This is a genomic window from Aquincola sp. J276 (genome assembly GCF_024700035.1).
GTDB lineage: Bacteria > Pseudomonadota > Gammaproteobacteria > Burkholderiales > Burkholderiaceae_C > Aquincola > Aquincola tertiaricarbonis.
The window spans coordinates 1,702,014-1,716,759 of sequence record NZ_JAJONC010000001.1 but is presented as its reverse complement, the minus strand read 5'-3'; the positions used below and the strand labels follow the sequence as shown (position 1 = coordinate 1,716,759).

The window sequence follows — 14,746 nt, the reverse complement described above, 5'->3', positions numbered from 1 at the left end:
GGGCCCCTCGGGCGGGCGGTCAGCCCTTGGCCACGGCCTCGAAGCGGCCGCTGGCCGCCGAGGCGAACAGGGCGTCGATGATGCGCATGCCGGCCTCGGCTTCGTCCAGGCCGGCGGCGGTGGGCGCCTCGGCCTGCACCGCGCGGGAGAAGGCCTCCATCTGCAGCAGGTACTGGTCGGCCGGCGGCAGGTCGATCGTGCGCAGGCCGGCCGCATCCTCCAGCCAGTAGCGGGTGGGCGCGCCCTGCGCCGCGTTGAACGGCATCTCCACCTCCAGCCGGCCGGCGCTGCCCACCAGGTGCAGCCGCTGGTAGCGGTGGGCCTGGGTGCTGACGCTGAACACCATCTGCCCGCCTGGGCCGAAGTCGAGCACGCCGCTGGACAGGCGATCGGTGCCGAAGGCGGGGTCGCGTTCCATGGCGCACACCACACGCTCGGGCTCGCGCTCGAAGCACCAGCGCGCCGCGGCGATCGCATAGCAGCCGATGTCGTACAGCGCGCCGCCGCCGGTGGCCGCGATGTTGCGGATGTTGGCCGCGTCGTCGTTGAAGTAGGCGAAGGGCACCTGCATGAAGCGCAGGGTGCCGATGGCACCACCGCGCAGCGCCTGCCGCACTGCCGTCCACTGGGGATGGTGGCGCACCATGAAGGCTTCGCGGATGTGCACCCGGCTGGCATGGGGGCGCAGCACAGCCAGCTCGGCGGCGTTCATCGAGAACGGCTTCTCGCACAGCACATGCTTGCCGGCCTGCACCGCGGCCAGGGTCAGCGGCACATGCAGGTGGTTGGGCAGCGGGTTGTAGATCGCGTCGACCTGCGGGTCGGCCAGCAGGGCCTCATAGCTGCCGTGGGCCACCGGAATGCCGTGCGCCTGGGCCGCCGCGTCGGCAGCGGCCTGGCTGCGCGAGGCGATGGCCTGCAGCTGCATCAGCCCGGGGGTCTGCCGCAGCACCGGCACGATGCGCCGCAGGCCGACGCTGGCCGTGGAGAGGATGCCCCAGCGCACCGGGCGTGGTTCAGTCGGTAAATGAGTCGATGCCATGTCAGGCGCCTCCGAACATGCCCACCAGCGCGCCCAGGGCCACCATCCAGATGGGGCTCAGCCGGGTACGCCACATCACCAGCACGGTGACGGCCACCAGCGCCATCGCGCCCGCGCTGCCGCGCGAGGGCTCGGTGAGCACCCAGCCGGTGGACAACAGCAGGCCCAGCGTCACCGGCGACATGCCGGCCACGAAGGCGCGCACGCCGCGGCTTTCACGTCGGCGTGCGCCCCAGCGGGTGGCGGTGAGGGCCAGCGTGGTGCTGGGAATCAGGCTGCCCAGCAGCATCACCGCCGCGCCCAGCAGGCCGCCCACGCCGTAGCCCAGCACCGGAATGAACAGCACGTTGGGACCCGGCGCGGCCTGCGCCAGGGCGATGGACGAGGTGAACTGCGCGTCGGTCAGCCAGCCGTGCTCGTTGACCAGGTAGCGGTGCATTTCCGGCGCGGTGGCAATGGCACCGCCGATGGCCAGCATCGAGAGCAGCAGGAATTGCGTGAACAGGCCCAGCCAGTCGGCCCAGGCCAGCGCGTGCGGTCCGATCAGGAAGGTCATGGTGCGCGCCGCCCCAGCACCCACCAGGCCCAGGCGCAGGCGCCGCCGCCGATGAGCGCGATGACCCACACCATCGGCACCCGCCAGCCGGCGATGGCGGCCACCGTGGCCACCGCCACCAGGCCGCAGGCGGTGCGGCCCATCGGGTTCTTCTTCAGCGCCGGAAGCAGCTTGACCGCGGTGGACAGCACCAGCCCGGCCGACACCGCGCCCATGCCGCGCAGCGCCCCGGCCACCATCGGCTGGCTGGCGAAGCCCACATACAGCACCGCCAGGCTCATGACCAGCAGCAAGGGCACGCCCAGCATGCCGCCGACCGCGGCGGCGGCGCCGCGCCAGCCGAAGAAGCGGTCGCCCACCATCAGCGCCACGTTGACGACGTTGGGGCCGGGCAGCACCTGGCCGATGGACAGCATCTCGACGAACTCCTCCCGCGTCAGCCAGCCCAGGCGTTCCACCAGCTCATGCTGGGCGATGGGCAGCACGCCGCCGAAGCCCATCAGGCTCATCCGGGTGAAGGCGCGGAACAGGTCGCGCGGGCTGGCGGGCTCAGCCATCGCGGCGCATCCGGTGCGTGGCCCAGGCGCTGAGCGCCAGCGCCGCCAGCAGCCACGCCAGCCCGATGCGGTGGAAGCCGCCGAAGGCAGCGGCGCCGGCCTGGCCCGCATGCGCGGCCACCAGCGCGCCGCCACCGGCCGCGCCCACCGCCTGACCCAGGTAGATGGCGGAGGTGTTGAGCGCCATCAGCGCGCCGGCCCAGGCCGGCGCGGCCTGGCCCAGCCGGGCCTGCTGCGCCGAGTTGCTGGAGAAGCAGCCCAGCGCCCACGGCACCAGCAGCGCGGCCATGGTCCCCAGGCTGGTGCCCAGCGGCCACAGCAGCATGGACAGCGCCATCAGCCCCAGGGCCAGGGCCACCGCGCGCGAGGCGCCGAAACGGTCCACATGGCGCGACAGCAGCACGTTGCCCAGCAGCCCGAAGGCGCCGAACCAGAGGAACAGCAGGCTGGTCTGCGCGCCGGTGGCGCCCAGCACCTGCCGGTAGTAGGGCGCGAAGTAGGAGAACACGGTGAACTGGCCGGCCGCCGAGAGCGCCGTCACCAGCACCATGGCCATCAGCGCCGGATGGGTGAACACCTCGCGCCAGGAGCGCAGGCTCATCGCCGGCGGGCGCACGCCGTCGGGCACCACGCGCCACACCCAGGCCGCGGCCACCAGCGCCAGCAGCGCCACCACGCCAAAGGCATAGCGCCAGCCGAAGGTCTCGCCGATGTAGCTGTGCACCGGCATGCCCACCACGCTGGCCACCGACCAACCCAGGAAGATGAAGGTGATGAGCCGCCCGCGCTCGGCCGGCGTGGCCAGCCAGGCGGCAGTGGCAGCGGCCTGCGGGGTGAACACCGCCGCGGCCAGCACACTGGCAGCACGCACCGGCACCAGGGCGGCGTAGCCCGGCATCAGCGCGGACAGCGCATGGCCGATCGCGTACCAGGCCAGCGCGAAGGTCAGCAGGCGGCGGCGGTCGAAGCCGCCCACGGCGGCGGCCAGCAGCGGCGCGCCGAAGGCCATGACCACCGCGGCGATGGTGATCAGCTGCCCGCCCACCGCCACGCTCACCTGCAGCGACCGGGTGAGGTCGTTCAGCGAGCCGGCGGTGACCATCACGCCGCAGCCGATCGCGAAGTTGCCGAACAACAGGGCCCACCGCAGCGCCGCCGTGGCCTGGACTGCGCCTGCGGCCTGCGGCACGGCCGTCACCGGTGCACCCGCAGCGCTTCAGGGTTCAGCAGGTTGGTGGGCTGCTGGTTGACGAAGTTGACGACGTTCTGGAAAGCGGCGCCGAAGTACAGCTCGTAGCTGTCCTGTTCCACGTAACCGATGTGCGGCGTGCATACCGCGTTCTCCAGTCGCAGCAGCGGATGGCCCTGCAGGATGGGCTCGCTCTCGAACACGTCCACCGCGGCCAGGCCCGGCCGGCCCTTGTTCAGGCCGGACACCAGCGCGTTCTCCTCCACCAGCTCGGCGCGCGAGGTGTTGACGAACAGCGAGGTGGGCTTCATGCGCGACAGGTCTTCCAGCGTGACGATGCCGCGGGTGGCGTCGTTCAGCCGCAGGTGCACCGTCAGCACGTCGCAGGTCTCGAAGAAGGATTCCTTGCTGACGGCGGTGGCCAGGCCGTCGGCCCGGGCGCGCTCCAGCGAAGGCTCGCGGCCCCACACCAGCACCTGCATGCCGAAGGCGCGGCCGAAGCCCGCCACCAGCTGCCCGATGCGGCCATAGCCCCAGATGCCCAGCGTCTTGCCGCGCAGCACCTGGCCGACGCCGAAGTTGGGCGGCATGCCCGCCGCCTTCAGGCCCGACTGCTGCCACGCGCCGTGCTTCAGGTTGCCGATGTACTGCGGCAGCCGGCGCATGGCTGCCATGATCAGCGCCCAGGTCAGCTCGGCCGGGGCCACCGGCGAGCCCGTGCCTTCCGCCACCGCGATGCCCAGCCGGGTGCAGGCTTCCACGTCGATGTGCGAGCCCACCTTGCCGGTCTGCGAGATCAGCTTCAGTTTGGGCAGTTTTTCCAGCAGTTGGCGCGGGAAGGCGGTGCGTTCGCGGATGAGCACCAGCACATCGGCGTCACGCAGGCGCACCGACAGCTGGCCGATGCCCTTGACCGTGTTGGTGAACACCTTCGCATTGAGCGGTTCGAGCAGCGACGCGCACTTGAGCTTGCGCACCGCATCCTGGTAGTCGTCGAGGATGATGATGTTCATGTGGCCGGGCATTGTGCCTCGGCCGCCCGCACGGCTTCAGAGCGTGGTGAAGCTGCTGGCCATGTAGGTGCCGGGCAGCACGCCGTCCAGGCTGCGGCGCAGGGCTTCGCGCAGGCGGGCGCCGTTGTGCGGGTCGCTGCGCAGCGCGTCGAATACCGCGGAGCGCAACAGCCACAGATCTTCCGGCATCTGCGCGCTGCGGACCTGTTTGCGCAGCCATTCCACGTTGGCGTCGGTGCTCTCGATGCCGGCCAGCACCTGCATGAACACCAGCTTGGTGTCGACGAAGGCCTTGCGCGCGGTGATGCGGGCGTTCTGCTCGCTGGCCACGCCGCGCAGGCCGGCCACGGTGTAGTTGCGCGGCTGGCCCGGGGCCGCCGGCGTGAAGCGTCGGTCGCTCATGCGTCCAGCGCGCCGAAGCCCGAGCGCGGCGAGCGCGTGGGAAAGTGGTGGTTCAGGCGTTCCAGCCGGCGCTGGGCCTCGCTCTGGCTGTGGTGCAGCGACACCAGCTGGAACACCGCCGAACGCAGGTGCCACAGCTCGCGAGGCGAGCGCGCCACATGCACCCGGTCGATCAGCGTGGAGGCCTGCGGCGTGCCGATGTCCTTCAGGCTGGCCACGAAGTCGTCCTTGGTGCGCTGCAGCCGGCGGCCGCCGGGCGGCGTGAGGGCCGCCTGCCATGGCGCGGGTGCGGACACCCAGCGCATCAGCCGCGACCACACCGGATCGACCGGGCTGAGCACGGCCGGAGGGCAGACCTCCACCCGCGCGCTGCCGCTCGCCCGCAGGCGCCGCACTTGGAACAGGAGGTCGTTCAACATGGTCTCCGGGATATCGGCGCATGGCTTCGTGCATGAAGTCATTCTTTGCGGGTGCACGCACACGCAAAACGCCGATAAGGCGCGGGGAACCGGGCTTGTTGGGCCTTGGCCGAGAGGCCTGGGCGGCCGTGTCAGTGCGCGTCGATCTGCCCGTACAGCAGCTTGCGTTGGGCGGTGTAGGTCCACCACGGCGCCGCCGCGGCGCCGCGCATGAAGTCGGTGGCCGCCATGAAGGTGTCCAGCACGCAGGGATCCTGGCGCTTGCCGGTCTTGGCGCACAGCGCCTGGTACAGCACGAAGGCGTCGCGGCCCACGAGGTCGCGCGGCGCATGGATGCCGATCAGCCGCAGGTCGGCCGCCAGGGCGGGGCCGATGTTGGGCAGCTGTTCCAGCGTCTGGCAGGCCGCGGCGCAGTCGGCCTTCGGCGCCTTGACCAGCGACTTGACCTGCGTGCGGGGCATCACATCAGCATCGTGTTGCGCACCAGGCCCACGGCCAGGCCTTCGAGCGTGAAGCTCTCGTCGGCCGACACGTCGATCGGTGCGAAATCGGGGTTTTCGGGCAGCAGGCGGATGCTGCTGCCCTTGCGCTCGAAGCGCTTGACGGTCACCTCGTCGCCCAGCCGGGCCACGACGATCTGGCCGTTGCGGGCTTCACTGGCTTTCTGCACCGCCAGCAGGTCGCCGTCGAGGATGCCGATGTCGCGCATGCTCATGCCGCGCACGCGTAGCAGGTAGTCGGGCCGCCTGGCGAAGAGGCTGGCCTCCATCACGTAGGTCTGGTCGATGTGTTCCTGCGCCAGGATGGGGCTGCCGGCGGCCACGCGGCCGATCAGCGGCAGCGTGAGCTGGGCCAGGCTGGCCAGCGGCAGGCTGAACTGCCGGCCGCGGGCTTCGCGGGCCTCGTTCACTGCCTGCAGCATGCCGGTGGGCAGGCGGATGCCGCGCGAAGTACCGCCCACCAGCTCGATCACGCCCTTGCGCGCCAGGGCCTGCAGATGCTCTTCCGCGGCGTTGGCCGACTTGAAGCCGAGCTGCCGGGCAATTTCCGCCCGCGTGGGCGGCGCACCGGTGGTTTCGATGGCCGTGCGCACAAGATCGAAAATCTGCTGCTGACGTTCGGTGAGCTTCGGGCGATCGGCCATCGGGGTTCCTGTGAATTCGTCCAGTGCCTGTATTCTTATCCAGCTTCCAAACAAATGCAAAACGCGCAAAACGCACTCGACACCGTCGTGATCCTCGGTACTGGCGGCACCATCGCCGGCACGGCGGCGCATGCAGCCGACACGGTGGGCTACACCGCCGGGCAGATCGGCGTCGAGCAGCTGGTGGCGGCGGTGCCGGACCTTGCCGGTCAGCCGCTGGAGGCCGAGCAGGTGGCCCAGCTGGACAGCAAGGACATGGGCTACGAGGTGTGGCTGCAGCTGGCCGGGCGCCTGGCGCATCACCTGTCACGGCCAGAGGTGGCCGGCGCGGTGGTCACCCATGGCACCGACACGCTGGAGGAAACCGCGTTCTTCCTGCAGCAGGTGCTGTCGCCGTCCAAGCCGGTGGTGCTGGTGGCGGCGATGCGGCCGGCCACCGCGCTCATGGCCGACGGCCCGCAGAACCTGCTGGATGCGGTGCTGCTGGCGCGAACGCCCGGCTGCCATGGCGTGCTGGCGCTGCTGGCCGGCACCGTGCATGCGGGTCACGAGGTGCGCAAGACGCACACCTATCGGCTGGACGCCTTCGGCTCCGGCGATGCCGGCCCGCTGGCCTATGTGGAAGCGGGTCAGGTAAGGGCGCTGCGGCCCTGGCCGGCGCCGCGAGAGGGCGCTGCCGAGCGCCTGGCCGCGCTGCAGGCGGTGCCGCAACCGTGGCCCTGGATCGAGATCCTGAGCAGTGCGGCTGGCGTCGACGGCCGGGCGGTGCAGGCGCTGAGCGCCGCCGGCGTGGCCGGCCTGGTGGTGGCCGGCACCGGCAACGGCACGCTGCACGAGGCGCTGGAAGCAGCGCTGCGCACCGCCGTGGCCGATGGCGTGCCGGTGCTGCGCTGCAGCCGCTGCCTGGCCGGCGGCGTGATCGAGGTGACCGGCGCGTTGCCCTCGGCCGGCCTGCTCACCCCGGCGCAGGCCCGGGTGCGCATGCTGCTGGGCCTGCTCGGCGTCGATTGACCGACGCCGTGTCGGCTCAGACCGCCACGTTCAGCGTGACGTCGATGTTGCCGCGGGTGGCGTTGGAGTACGGGCACACCTGGTGCGCCGCGTCCACCAGTTCCTGCGCCTTGGCCTGTTCCCAGCCGGGGATGGTGATGTTGAGCACGGCGCTGATGCCGAAGCCCACCTTGCCACCGGCCAGCGGGCCGATGCCCACTTCGGCGGCGATCTGCGTGTCGGCCGGCAGCGAGGCCTTCTGCTGGCCGGCGACGAACTTCATGGCGCCCAGGAAGCAGGCCGAATAGCCGGCGGCGAACAGCTGCTCGGGGTTGGTGCCTTCGCCGTTGCCGCCCATTTCCTTCGGCGGGGCCAGCTTCACTTCCAGCTTGCCGTCGTCGCTCTTGGACTTGCCGTCGCGGCCGCCGGTGGAGGTGGCACGTGCGGTGTACAGGGTCTTCTCGATCGCCATGGTGTGTTGCCTTTCTGTGGTTCGTGCGGATCAGGCCGCCGCACGTTCGGCTTCTTGATTCAGGCTGTCGCGCAGCGCCTGCAGGCGCCGGGTGAGCGACACCAGTTCTTCCAGCGCGCAGCCGCTGGCGCAGGCCACCGCCTGCGGCACCTGCAGTGCCCGCTCGCGCATCGCACGGCCGGTGGTGGTGAGCTGCACGCGCACGCGGCGCTCGTCCTCGCGGTCGCGCAGGCGGTGGACGAAGCCGGACGCCTCCAGCCGCTTGAGCAGCGGCGTGAGCGTGCCGGAATCCAGCGACAGCCGCTGCCCCAGCTCGCCCACACTGGCGCCATCGGCCTCCCACAGCGCCAGCATCACCAGGTACTGCGGATAGGTGAGGCCCAGCGGCTCCAGCAGCGGCTTGTACAGCTTGGTCATCGCCAGCGAGGACGAGTACAACGCGAAGCACAGCTGCCGGTCCAAGGCCAGCCAGCCGGCATCGGCCGTCGGGGCGGTGGTGGAGGCGGGACGGTTGGAGCGCATGGGAGTAATGTAGCGCGCAATTCAATTGCACACAATGAAAGTGGATTTGGAAATGGCCGCGCATGAGCATGTCATGGGCGGCCCGGTGCGTCGCGGTCGTGCGGATCAACCCGCCGCGGCTTGCAGGCTCTCGATCTCGCTGCTCAGCTCCAGCCAGCGTTCCTCCAGCATCGTCACCTCGGCGTTGATGTGGTTGAGCTTGCGGCCCAGCTCGGCAATCTCGCTGCCCGGCAGCGTGCCGGCGGCCAGCTGCGCCTCGCACTGCGTGCGCTCCTTGACCAGGGCGGCCATGCGCTTGTCGATCTGCTCGATCTCGATGCGCAGCGGCCGGGTTCGCTCCGCCACCTTGGCGCGGGCCTGCGCCTGGGCCTTCTTGTCTTCACGGCGGGCGGGGCCCTGCTGCACGGCCGGTGCGGGCGCGGCGCCCGGCTTGCCCGCAGGCTTGCCGGTCGCCGCCGCAGGCGCCGCGGGTGCCGCCTTCGGCTCCTCCGGCCGCGGCGATGCGGTGTACTTCTCGCCCTTGGCGGCCGCCCGCTGCACCGCGCGCGACTGCTCCAGCAGCCAGCGCTGGTAGTCGTCCAGGTCGCCGTCGAATTCCTGCAGGCCACCGGCGGTGACCAGCCAGAACTCGTCGCACACCTCGCGCAGCAGTGCGCGGTCGTGGCTGACCAGCATCACCGAGCCTTCGAACTCGTTGAGCGCCATGGACAGCGCCTCGCGCGTCGTCAGGTCCAGGTGGTTGGTGGGTTCGTCCAGCAGCAGCAGGTTGGGCCGCTGCCACACCAGGCTGGCCAGCACCAGCCGCGCCTTCTCGCCGCCCGACAGCGAGCCGATGCGCTGCTGCACCATGTCGCCGGTGAAGCGGAACTTGCCGAGGAAGTCGCGCAGCTCCTGCTCGCGCGCCTCGGGCCCGACGGTGCGCGCCAGCCGCACCATGTGCTGCAGCGGCGCGTCGTCGGCATGCAGCAGGTCCATCTCCTGCTGCGCGAAGTAGCCGATGGCCAGGCCCTTGCCCTCGGTGATCTCGCCAGCCAGCGCCGGATGCTCCCGCGCGATGGTCTTGACCACGGTCGACTTGCCCTGGCCGTTGGCGCCCAGGATGCCGATGCGCTGACCGGCCAGCACCGTGCGCGTCACGTTGTGGACGATGGGCTTGGGCACCAGCGCTGCCTCGTCCTCGGCGGGGCCGCCGCCGGGCCGCCCCAAGGCGGCTCCGCCAGCCCCTCGGGGGGCAGGCCGCCGTACTCGGCGGACGGGGGGCACCATGTACCCACACACGACCTCGCGCATCGCCAGCATGGGATTCGGCAGGCTCACCGGTTCCTTGAACTCGAAGCTGAAGTCGCTGGCCGTGAGCACCGGGGCCAGCTTTTCCACGCGGTCCAGCGCCTTCACGCGGCTTTGGGCCTGCTTGGCCTTGCTGGCCTTGGCCTTGAAGCGGTCGATGAAGCGCTGCAGGTGCGCGATGCGTTCCTGCTGCTTGACGAAGGCGGTGGCCTGCTGGCTCATGCGCTCGGCGCGCATTTCCTCGAAGGTGGTGTAGTTGCCGCCATAACGCGTGAGCTTGGCTTCGTCCAGGTGCAGCGTCACCTTGGTGATCGCGTCGAGGAATTCGCGGTCGTGGCTGATGACGATCATCGTGCCGGTGAAGCGCTGCAGCCAGCCTTCCAGCCACACCAGCGCGTCCAGGTCCAGGTGGTTGGTGGGCTCGTCCAGCAGCATCAGGTCGGCCGGGCACATCAGCGCACGGGCGAGCTGCAGCCGCATGCGCCAGCCGCCGGAGAAGCTGTTCACCGGCGCATCCAGCTGCTGCACCTTGAAGCCCAGGCCCAGCAGCAGCGCCTGCGCACGCGAGCGGGCGTCGAAGCCGCCGGCCTCCTCGATGCCCATGTGCGCATCGGCGATGGCATTGCCGTCGTCGCTGGCCTCGGCCGCGGCGAGCACGGCCTGCGCCTCCATCAGCGGGATGTCGCCCTGCAGCACGAAGTCGGTGGCGCCGTCGCTGGTCTCGGGCATGTTCTGCGCGACTTCGCCCAGGCGCCAGCGCGGCGGGATCTCGGCGTCGCCGCCGTCGGCCTGCAGCCGGCCGGCCAGCAGCGCGAACAGGCTGGACTTGCCGGCGCCGTTGCGCCCGACCAGGCCGATCTTCTCGCCCGGGTTGAGCGTGACGCTGGCACTGTCGAGCACGACCTTGGTGCCGCGGCGGAGGGTGAGGTTGCGAAGGGTGATCATGGGCAAGCAGCTGAAAGCGGGGCCCGGCCGCGGTACGCGGCGGGCAGGGCGCGGGCAGGGAAGCCGTCGCGCGCAACCGGTGATTGTCGTCGGCCCGGCGCAAGGCCGTGCCGCCGTGTCCGATCAGCCGAGCGAGGCCAGCGCTTCGCGGTCCAGCAGCAGCACCTGGTCGTCGCCGGCGCTGGTGGGCAACCACACGGCTTCCAGCGTGGGGAAGGCGGCTTCGAAGTGCGCACGCTCGTGGCCGATCTCGAGCACCAGCACGCCGTTGGGCGACAGCCGCTGCGGCAGATCGGCCAGCAGGCGCCGGATGAAGTCCATGCCGTCGGCGCCGCCGGCCAGCGCCAGTTCGGGCTCGGCGCGGTACTCGGCGGGCAATGCCGCCATCGAGGCACTGTTGACGTAGGGCGGGTTGCACAGCACCAGGTCGTACGGGCCCGGCAGCGCGGCCAGGCCGTCGCTTTCCACCAGCCGGATGCGTTCGGCCAGGCCATGCCGGTCCACGTTGATGCGGGCCACGGCCAGCGCGTCGGTGCTGATGTCGGCGGCGTCCACCGCCACCTCGGGCCAGGCCATCGCGGCCAGCACCGCCAGGCTGCCGTTGCCGGTGCACAGGTCCAGCACGCGGGTGGTGGCGTCGCTCAGCCAGGCGTCCAGCGTGCCGTCGGCCAGGGCCTCGGCGATCAGCGAGCGCGGCACGATGGCGCGCTCGTCCACGTAGAAGCTCACGCCCTGCAGCCAGGCTTCCTTCGTCAGGTAGGCGGCCGGGCGGCGGGTGGCGATGCGCTCGCCCACCAGCGCGTCGATGGCGGCCTGCTCGTCGGCGGACAGCGCGCGTTCGGCCACCGCGTCCAGCTCGTCCAGCGGCAGGCCCAGGCGCCACAGCACCAGCCACACGGCCTCGTCGAAGGCGTTGGTGGTGCCGTGGCCGAAGCTCACGCCGGCGGCCTCCAGCCGCGCGGCCGCAGCCTCGATGGCCTGCATCAGCGTCATGCCAGCACCTTGTGCAGCAGGCCGCGGTAGATGTTCTTCAGCCGCTCCACGTCGGCGGCGATCACGTGTTCGTCGATCTTGTGGATGCTGGCGTTGATCGGGCCGAACTCCATCACCTGCGGGCAGTGTTTGGCGATGAAGCGGCCGTCGGAGGTGCCGCCGGTGGTGGACAGCGCGGCGGTGACGCCGGTTTCCTCGCGGATGGCCGCGCCCAGCGCCTCGGTGAGCGTGCCCACCGGCGTGAGGAAGGGCTCGCCGCCCAGCGTCCAGTCCAGCGTGTACTGCAGGCCGTGGCGGTCCAGAACCTCGGCCACGCGGGCCTTCAGGCCTTCGGGCGTGCTCTCGGTGCTGAAGCGGAAGTTGAAGTCGACCACCACCTCGCCCGGAATCACGTTGGTGGCGCCGGTGCCGCCGTGGATGTTCGACACCTGCCAACTGGTGGGCGGGAAGTACTCGTTGCCACGGTCCCACTCGATGGTGGCCAGCTCGGCCAATGCCGGCGCGAACTGGTGGATCGGGTTGCGCGCCAGCTGCGGATAGGCGATGTGGCCCTGCACGCCGGCCACCCGCAGCTTGCCCGAAAGCGACCCGCGGCGGCCGTTCTTCACCATGTCGCCCAGGGTGTCCACGCAGGTGGGCTCGCCCACGATGCACATGTCCAGCCGCTCGCCGCGGGCGGCCAGCAGGTCGACCACCTTGACCGTGCCGTCCAGCGCCGGGCCTTCCTCGTCGCTGGTCAGCAGCAGCGCGATGGCGCCGGCATGCTGCGGCTGCGCGGCGACGAATTCCTCGGCGGCCACCACCATGGCGGCGATGCTGCTCTTCATGTCGGCGGCGCCGCGGCCGTAGAGCTTGCCGTCGCGGTGGGTGGGCATGAACGGGTCGCTCGACCACTGCTCCAGCGGGCCGGTGGGCACCACGTCGGTGTGGCCGGCCAGCACCAGCGTGGGCCCGGGCCGGGTGCCGCTGCGCTTGGCCCAGAGGTTGGTGACGCGGAAGTCGGCCGGGCCGCTTTCGATCGTCTCGCAGGTGAAGCCGATGGCGGCCAGCCGGCCGGCAATCAGCGCCTGGCAGCCGGCGTCCGCGGGCGTGGTGGAGTTGCGCGCGATCAGCGCTTCGGCCAGGTGCAGGGCGGCGGTCATCAGGTGCGGGGCAGGGTGGGGAAGGTGGCCGGTGCACTGCCCGCGCCAAAGGGCGAGGGTGGCGGTGGCGCCAGCGTGGGGGCGGGCACGTCCATCGTCACCTCGGTGTACACGGCCACGTCGGATTCCTCGGCCCGGGCCACCGGCCGCGCGGCCTGCACGGCGGCGTTCTGCAGCCGCCACAGCAGGTTGGTGGGCGAGTCGGCATTGGCCAGCGCCTCGTCGCGGGTGACGGTACCTTCGTTCACCAGCCGGGCCAGGTCCTGCTCGAAGGTCTGCGAGCCTTCGGCCAGCGACTTCTCCATCGCCTCCTTCACGCCGTGCATGTCGCCCTTCTCGATCAGCTCGGCCACCAGCTGGGTGTTGAGCATCACCTCGATGGCGGGCACACGGCCGCCCGACGTGGCCCGCAGCAGCCGCTGCGACACCACCGCGCGCAGCCCGGCGGCCAGGTCGGCCAGCAGCGAGCCGCGCGACTCCGGCGTGAACAGCGACAGGATGCGGCCCAGCGCGTGGTAGCTGTTGTTGGCATGCAGCGTGGCCAGCACCAGGTGGCCCGACAGCGCATACGACAGCGCCAGCGACATCGTCTCGCGGTCGCGTATCTCGCCGATCAGGATGCAGTCGGGCGCCTGCCGCAGCGCATTGCGCAGCGCCACCTGCAGGCTTTGCGTGTCGCGGCCGATCTCGCGCTGGTTGATGACCGACTTCTTGTTGTTGAACAGGAACTCGATCGGGTCCTCGATGGTGAGGATGTGGCCCGTCATGCGCTGGTTGCGCAGCTCCAGCATCGAGGCCAGCGTGGTGCTCTTGCCGCTGCCGGTGGCGCCCACCATCAGGATCAGGCCGCGCTTTTCCAGCACGATCTGCGACAGCACGTCGGGCACACCCAGGGTGTCGATCGGCGGGATGTTGAATGGGATGCAGCGGAACACCGCCGCCACCGAGCCGCGCTGCTTGAAGGCCGACAGCCGGAAGCTGCCGACCCCGGGCACGGCCACCGCGGCGTTCAGCTCGCTGGTGGCGTCCAGCTCGGCCAGCTGCTCGTCGGTGAGCATCTCGGCCAGCAGCTGGCGCGGCTGCGCGGGGGTGAGCGGCTGGTCGGACAGCTGCATCATCTGCCCGTTCACCTTGATCAGGATCGGCGTCTTGGCCGAGATGTACACGTCCGACGCCGACCGCTCGGCCATCAGCCGCAGCACGCGCTCCAGGTTGCCGCCGCTCATCTTGGCTGGGCGCTGCGGGTCAGGCGCGCAGCAGGTCGTTCAAGCTGGTCTTGGCGCGCGTCTGCGCATCGACCTTCTTGACGATGACCGCGCAGTACAGGCTGTACTTGCCGTCGGCGCTGGGCAGGTTGCCGCTGACGACCACCGAGCCGGCCGGCACGCGGCCATAGTGGATCTCGCCCGTCTCGCGGTCGTAGATCTTGGTGCTCTGGCCGATGTACACGCCCATGGAGATGACCGAGTTCTCCTCGACGATCACGCCTTCCACCACCTCGGAGCGCGCGCCGATGAAGCAGTTGTCCTCGATGATGGTGGGGTTGGCCTGCAGCGGCTCCAGCACGCCGCCAATGCCCACGCCACCCGAGAGGTGCACGTTCTTGCCGATCTGCGCGCAGCTGCCGACGGTGGCCCAGGTGTCCACCATCGTGCCTTCGTCGACGTAGGCGCCGATGTTCACGTAGCTGGGCATCAGCACCACGTTCCTGGCCATGTAGCTGCCGCGGCGGGCCACGGCGGGCGGCACCACGCGAACGCCGGTGGCGCGCATTTCCTCTTCGGTCAGGTGCGTGAACTTGGTGGGCACCTTGTCGAAGAAGGCCAGCTCGCCGGCATGCATCGGCTTGTTGTCGTTCAGGCGGAAGCTCAGCAGCACCGCCTTCTTCACCCACTGGTTCACCGCCCACTGACCCACCGCCTGGCGCTCGGCCACGCGCAGGCGGCCGGTGTTGAGCTGGCCGATCACCTCCTCCACGGCTTCACGCACCGCGGGCGCGTTCAGCGCCGTGATGTCGGAGCGGGCTTCCCACGCGAGTTCGATGGTGGATTGCAGTTCTGCTGTCATGGGGGG

The 14,746-nt window shown here is 70.7% G+C and carries 17 protein-coding genes; 1 reads left to right on the top strand and 16 read right to left on the bottom strand.

Features of this window, described 5'->3' with window-relative positions:
- Positions 1-19 precede the first annotated feature (19 nt).
- The 9 genes from LRS14_RS07845 to lexA form a co-directional block, all read right to left on the bottom strand.
- Positions 20-1,006 carry a Gfo/Idh/MocA family protein gene (locus tag LRS14_RS07845; protein WP_257799165.1) on the bottom strand — a complete coding sequence of 329 codons (987 nt, stop codon included), beginning with the start codon at positions 1,004-1,006 and terminating at the stop codon, positions 20-22.
- 37 nt (positions 1,007-1,043) lie between these two features.
- Positions 1,044-1,598 (bottom strand): chromate transporter, encoded by a 555-nt coding sequence (locus LRS14_RS07840; protein ID WP_046112343.1) that lies wholly within the window; start codon positions 1,596-1,598, stop codon positions 1,044-1,046.
- Positions 1,595-2,155, bottom strand: coding sequence for a chromate transporter (locus LRS14_RS07835; RefSeq protein ID WP_257799163.1), 561 nt, complete (start codon positions 2,153-2,155; stop codon positions 1,595-1,597). The genes LRS14_RS07840 and LRS14_RS07835 overlap by 4 nt, the downstream gene beginning before the upstream one ends.
- The gene (locus LRS14_RS07830; protein ID WP_083440447.1) at positions 2,148-3,353 is read right to left on the bottom strand and encodes an MFS transporter; all 1,206 of its coding nucleotides are present in this window, start codon (positions 3,351-3,353) and stop codon (positions 2,148-2,150) included. Before LRS14_RS07830 ends, LRS14_RS07835 begins: the two co-directional genes overlap by 8 nt.
- Complete coding sequence (locus LRS14_RS07825) at positions 3,350-4,357, bottom strand: D-2-hydroxyacid dehydrogenase family protein (RefSeq protein ID WP_257799162.1); 1,008 nt, start codon at positions 4,355-4,357, stop codon at positions 3,350-3,352. The genes LRS14_RS07830 and LRS14_RS07825 overlap by 4 nt, the downstream gene beginning before the upstream one ends.
- Before the next feature lie 36 nt (positions 4,358-4,393).
- Positions 4,394-4,759: a hypothetical protein gene (locus LRS14_RS07820; protein WP_052736189.1), complete on the bottom strand. Its 366-nt coding sequence runs from the start codon at positions 4,757-4,759 to the stop codon at positions 4,394-4,396.
- Complete coding sequence (locus LRS14_RS07815) at positions 4,756-5,175, bottom strand: hypothetical protein (RefSeq protein ID WP_198156895.1); 420 nt, start codon at positions 5,173-5,175, stop codon at positions 4,756-4,758. Before LRS14_RS07815 ends, LRS14_RS07820 begins: the two co-directional genes overlap by 4 nt.
- A gap of 134 nt (positions 5,176-5,309) precedes the next feature.
- Positions 5,310-5,639, bottom strand: a complete 330-nt coding sequence (locus LRS14_RS07810) for a helix-hairpin-helix domain-containing protein (RefSeq protein WP_083440446.1) — start codon at positions 5,637-5,639, stop codon at positions 5,310-5,312.
- Positions 5,639-6,322: a transcriptional repressor LexA gene (gene lexA, locus LRS14_RS07805; protein ID WP_046112340.1), complete on the bottom strand. Its 684-nt coding sequence runs from the start codon at positions 6,320-6,322 to the stop codon at positions 5,639-5,641. Before lexA ends, LRS14_RS07810 begins: the two co-directional genes overlap by 1 nt.
- A gap of 54 nt (positions 6,323-6,376) precedes the next feature.
- Here lexA and LRS14_RS07800 point away from each other — a divergent pair, with 54 nt between their 5' ends.
- The gene (locus LRS14_RS07800; protein ID WP_257799161.1) at positions 6,377-7,333 is read left to right on the top strand and encodes an asparaginase; all 957 of its coding nucleotides are present in this window, start codon (positions 6,377-6,379) and stop codon (positions 7,331-7,333) included.
- A 16-nt stretch (positions 7,334-7,349) separates the two neighbouring features.
- On the opposite strand, the gene LRS14_RS07795 is transcribed toward LRS14_RS07800, so the two are convergent.
- From LRS14_RS07795 to dapD, 7 genes are all read right to left on the bottom strand, one after another.
- Entirely contained in the window at positions 7,350-7,784 is a 435-nt protein-coding gene (locus tag LRS14_RS07795; RefSeq protein WP_046112338.1) for an organic hydroperoxide resistance protein, read from the bottom strand.
- Positions 7,785-7,814: 30 nt separating this feature from the next.
- The gene (locus LRS14_RS07790; protein WP_257799160.1) at positions 7,815-8,306 is read right to left on the bottom strand and encodes a MarR family winged helix-turn-helix transcriptional regulator; all 492 of its coding nucleotides are present in this window, start codon (positions 8,304-8,306) and stop codon (positions 7,815-7,817) included.
- A gap of 105 nt (positions 8,307-8,411) precedes the next feature.
- Positions 8,412-10,538: an ABC-F family ATP-binding cassette domain-containing protein gene (locus LRS14_RS07785; RefSeq protein WP_257799159.1), complete on the bottom strand. Its 2,127-nt coding sequence runs from the start codon at positions 10,536-10,538 to the stop codon at positions 8,412-8,414.
- Between the two features lie 123 nt (positions 10,539-10,661).
- A complete protein-coding gene (gene prmB / locus LRS14_RS07780) occupies positions 10,662-11,531 on the bottom strand; it encodes a 50S ribosomal protein L3 N(5)-glutamine methyltransferase (RefSeq protein ID WP_257799158.1) in 870 nt (289 codons plus the stop codon).
- Positions 11,528-12,673 carry a succinyl-diaminopimelate desuccinylase gene (gene dapE, locus LRS14_RS07775; RefSeq protein WP_257799157.1) on the bottom strand — a complete coding sequence of 382 codons (1,146 nt, stop codon included), beginning with the start codon at positions 12,671-12,673 and terminating at the stop codon, positions 11,528-11,530. The genes prmB and dapE overlap by 4 nt, the downstream gene beginning before the upstream one ends.
- On the bottom strand, positions 12,673-13,899 hold the full coding sequence (locus tag LRS14_RS07770; protein WP_083440445.1) for a PilT/PilU family type 4a pilus ATPase: 1,227 nt from the start codon (positions 13,897-13,899) through the stop codon (positions 12,673-12,675). The genes dapE and LRS14_RS07770 overlap by 1 nt, the downstream gene beginning before the upstream one ends.
- Before the next feature lie 19 nt (positions 13,900-13,918).
- On the bottom strand, positions 13,919-14,740 hold the full coding sequence (gene dapD, locus LRS14_RS07765; RefSeq protein WP_257799156.1) for a 2,3,4,5-tetrahydropyridine-2,6-dicarboxylate N-succinyltransferase: 822 nt from the start codon (positions 14,738-14,740) through the stop codon (positions 13,919-13,921).
- Positions 14,741-14,746 lie beyond the last annotated feature (6 nt).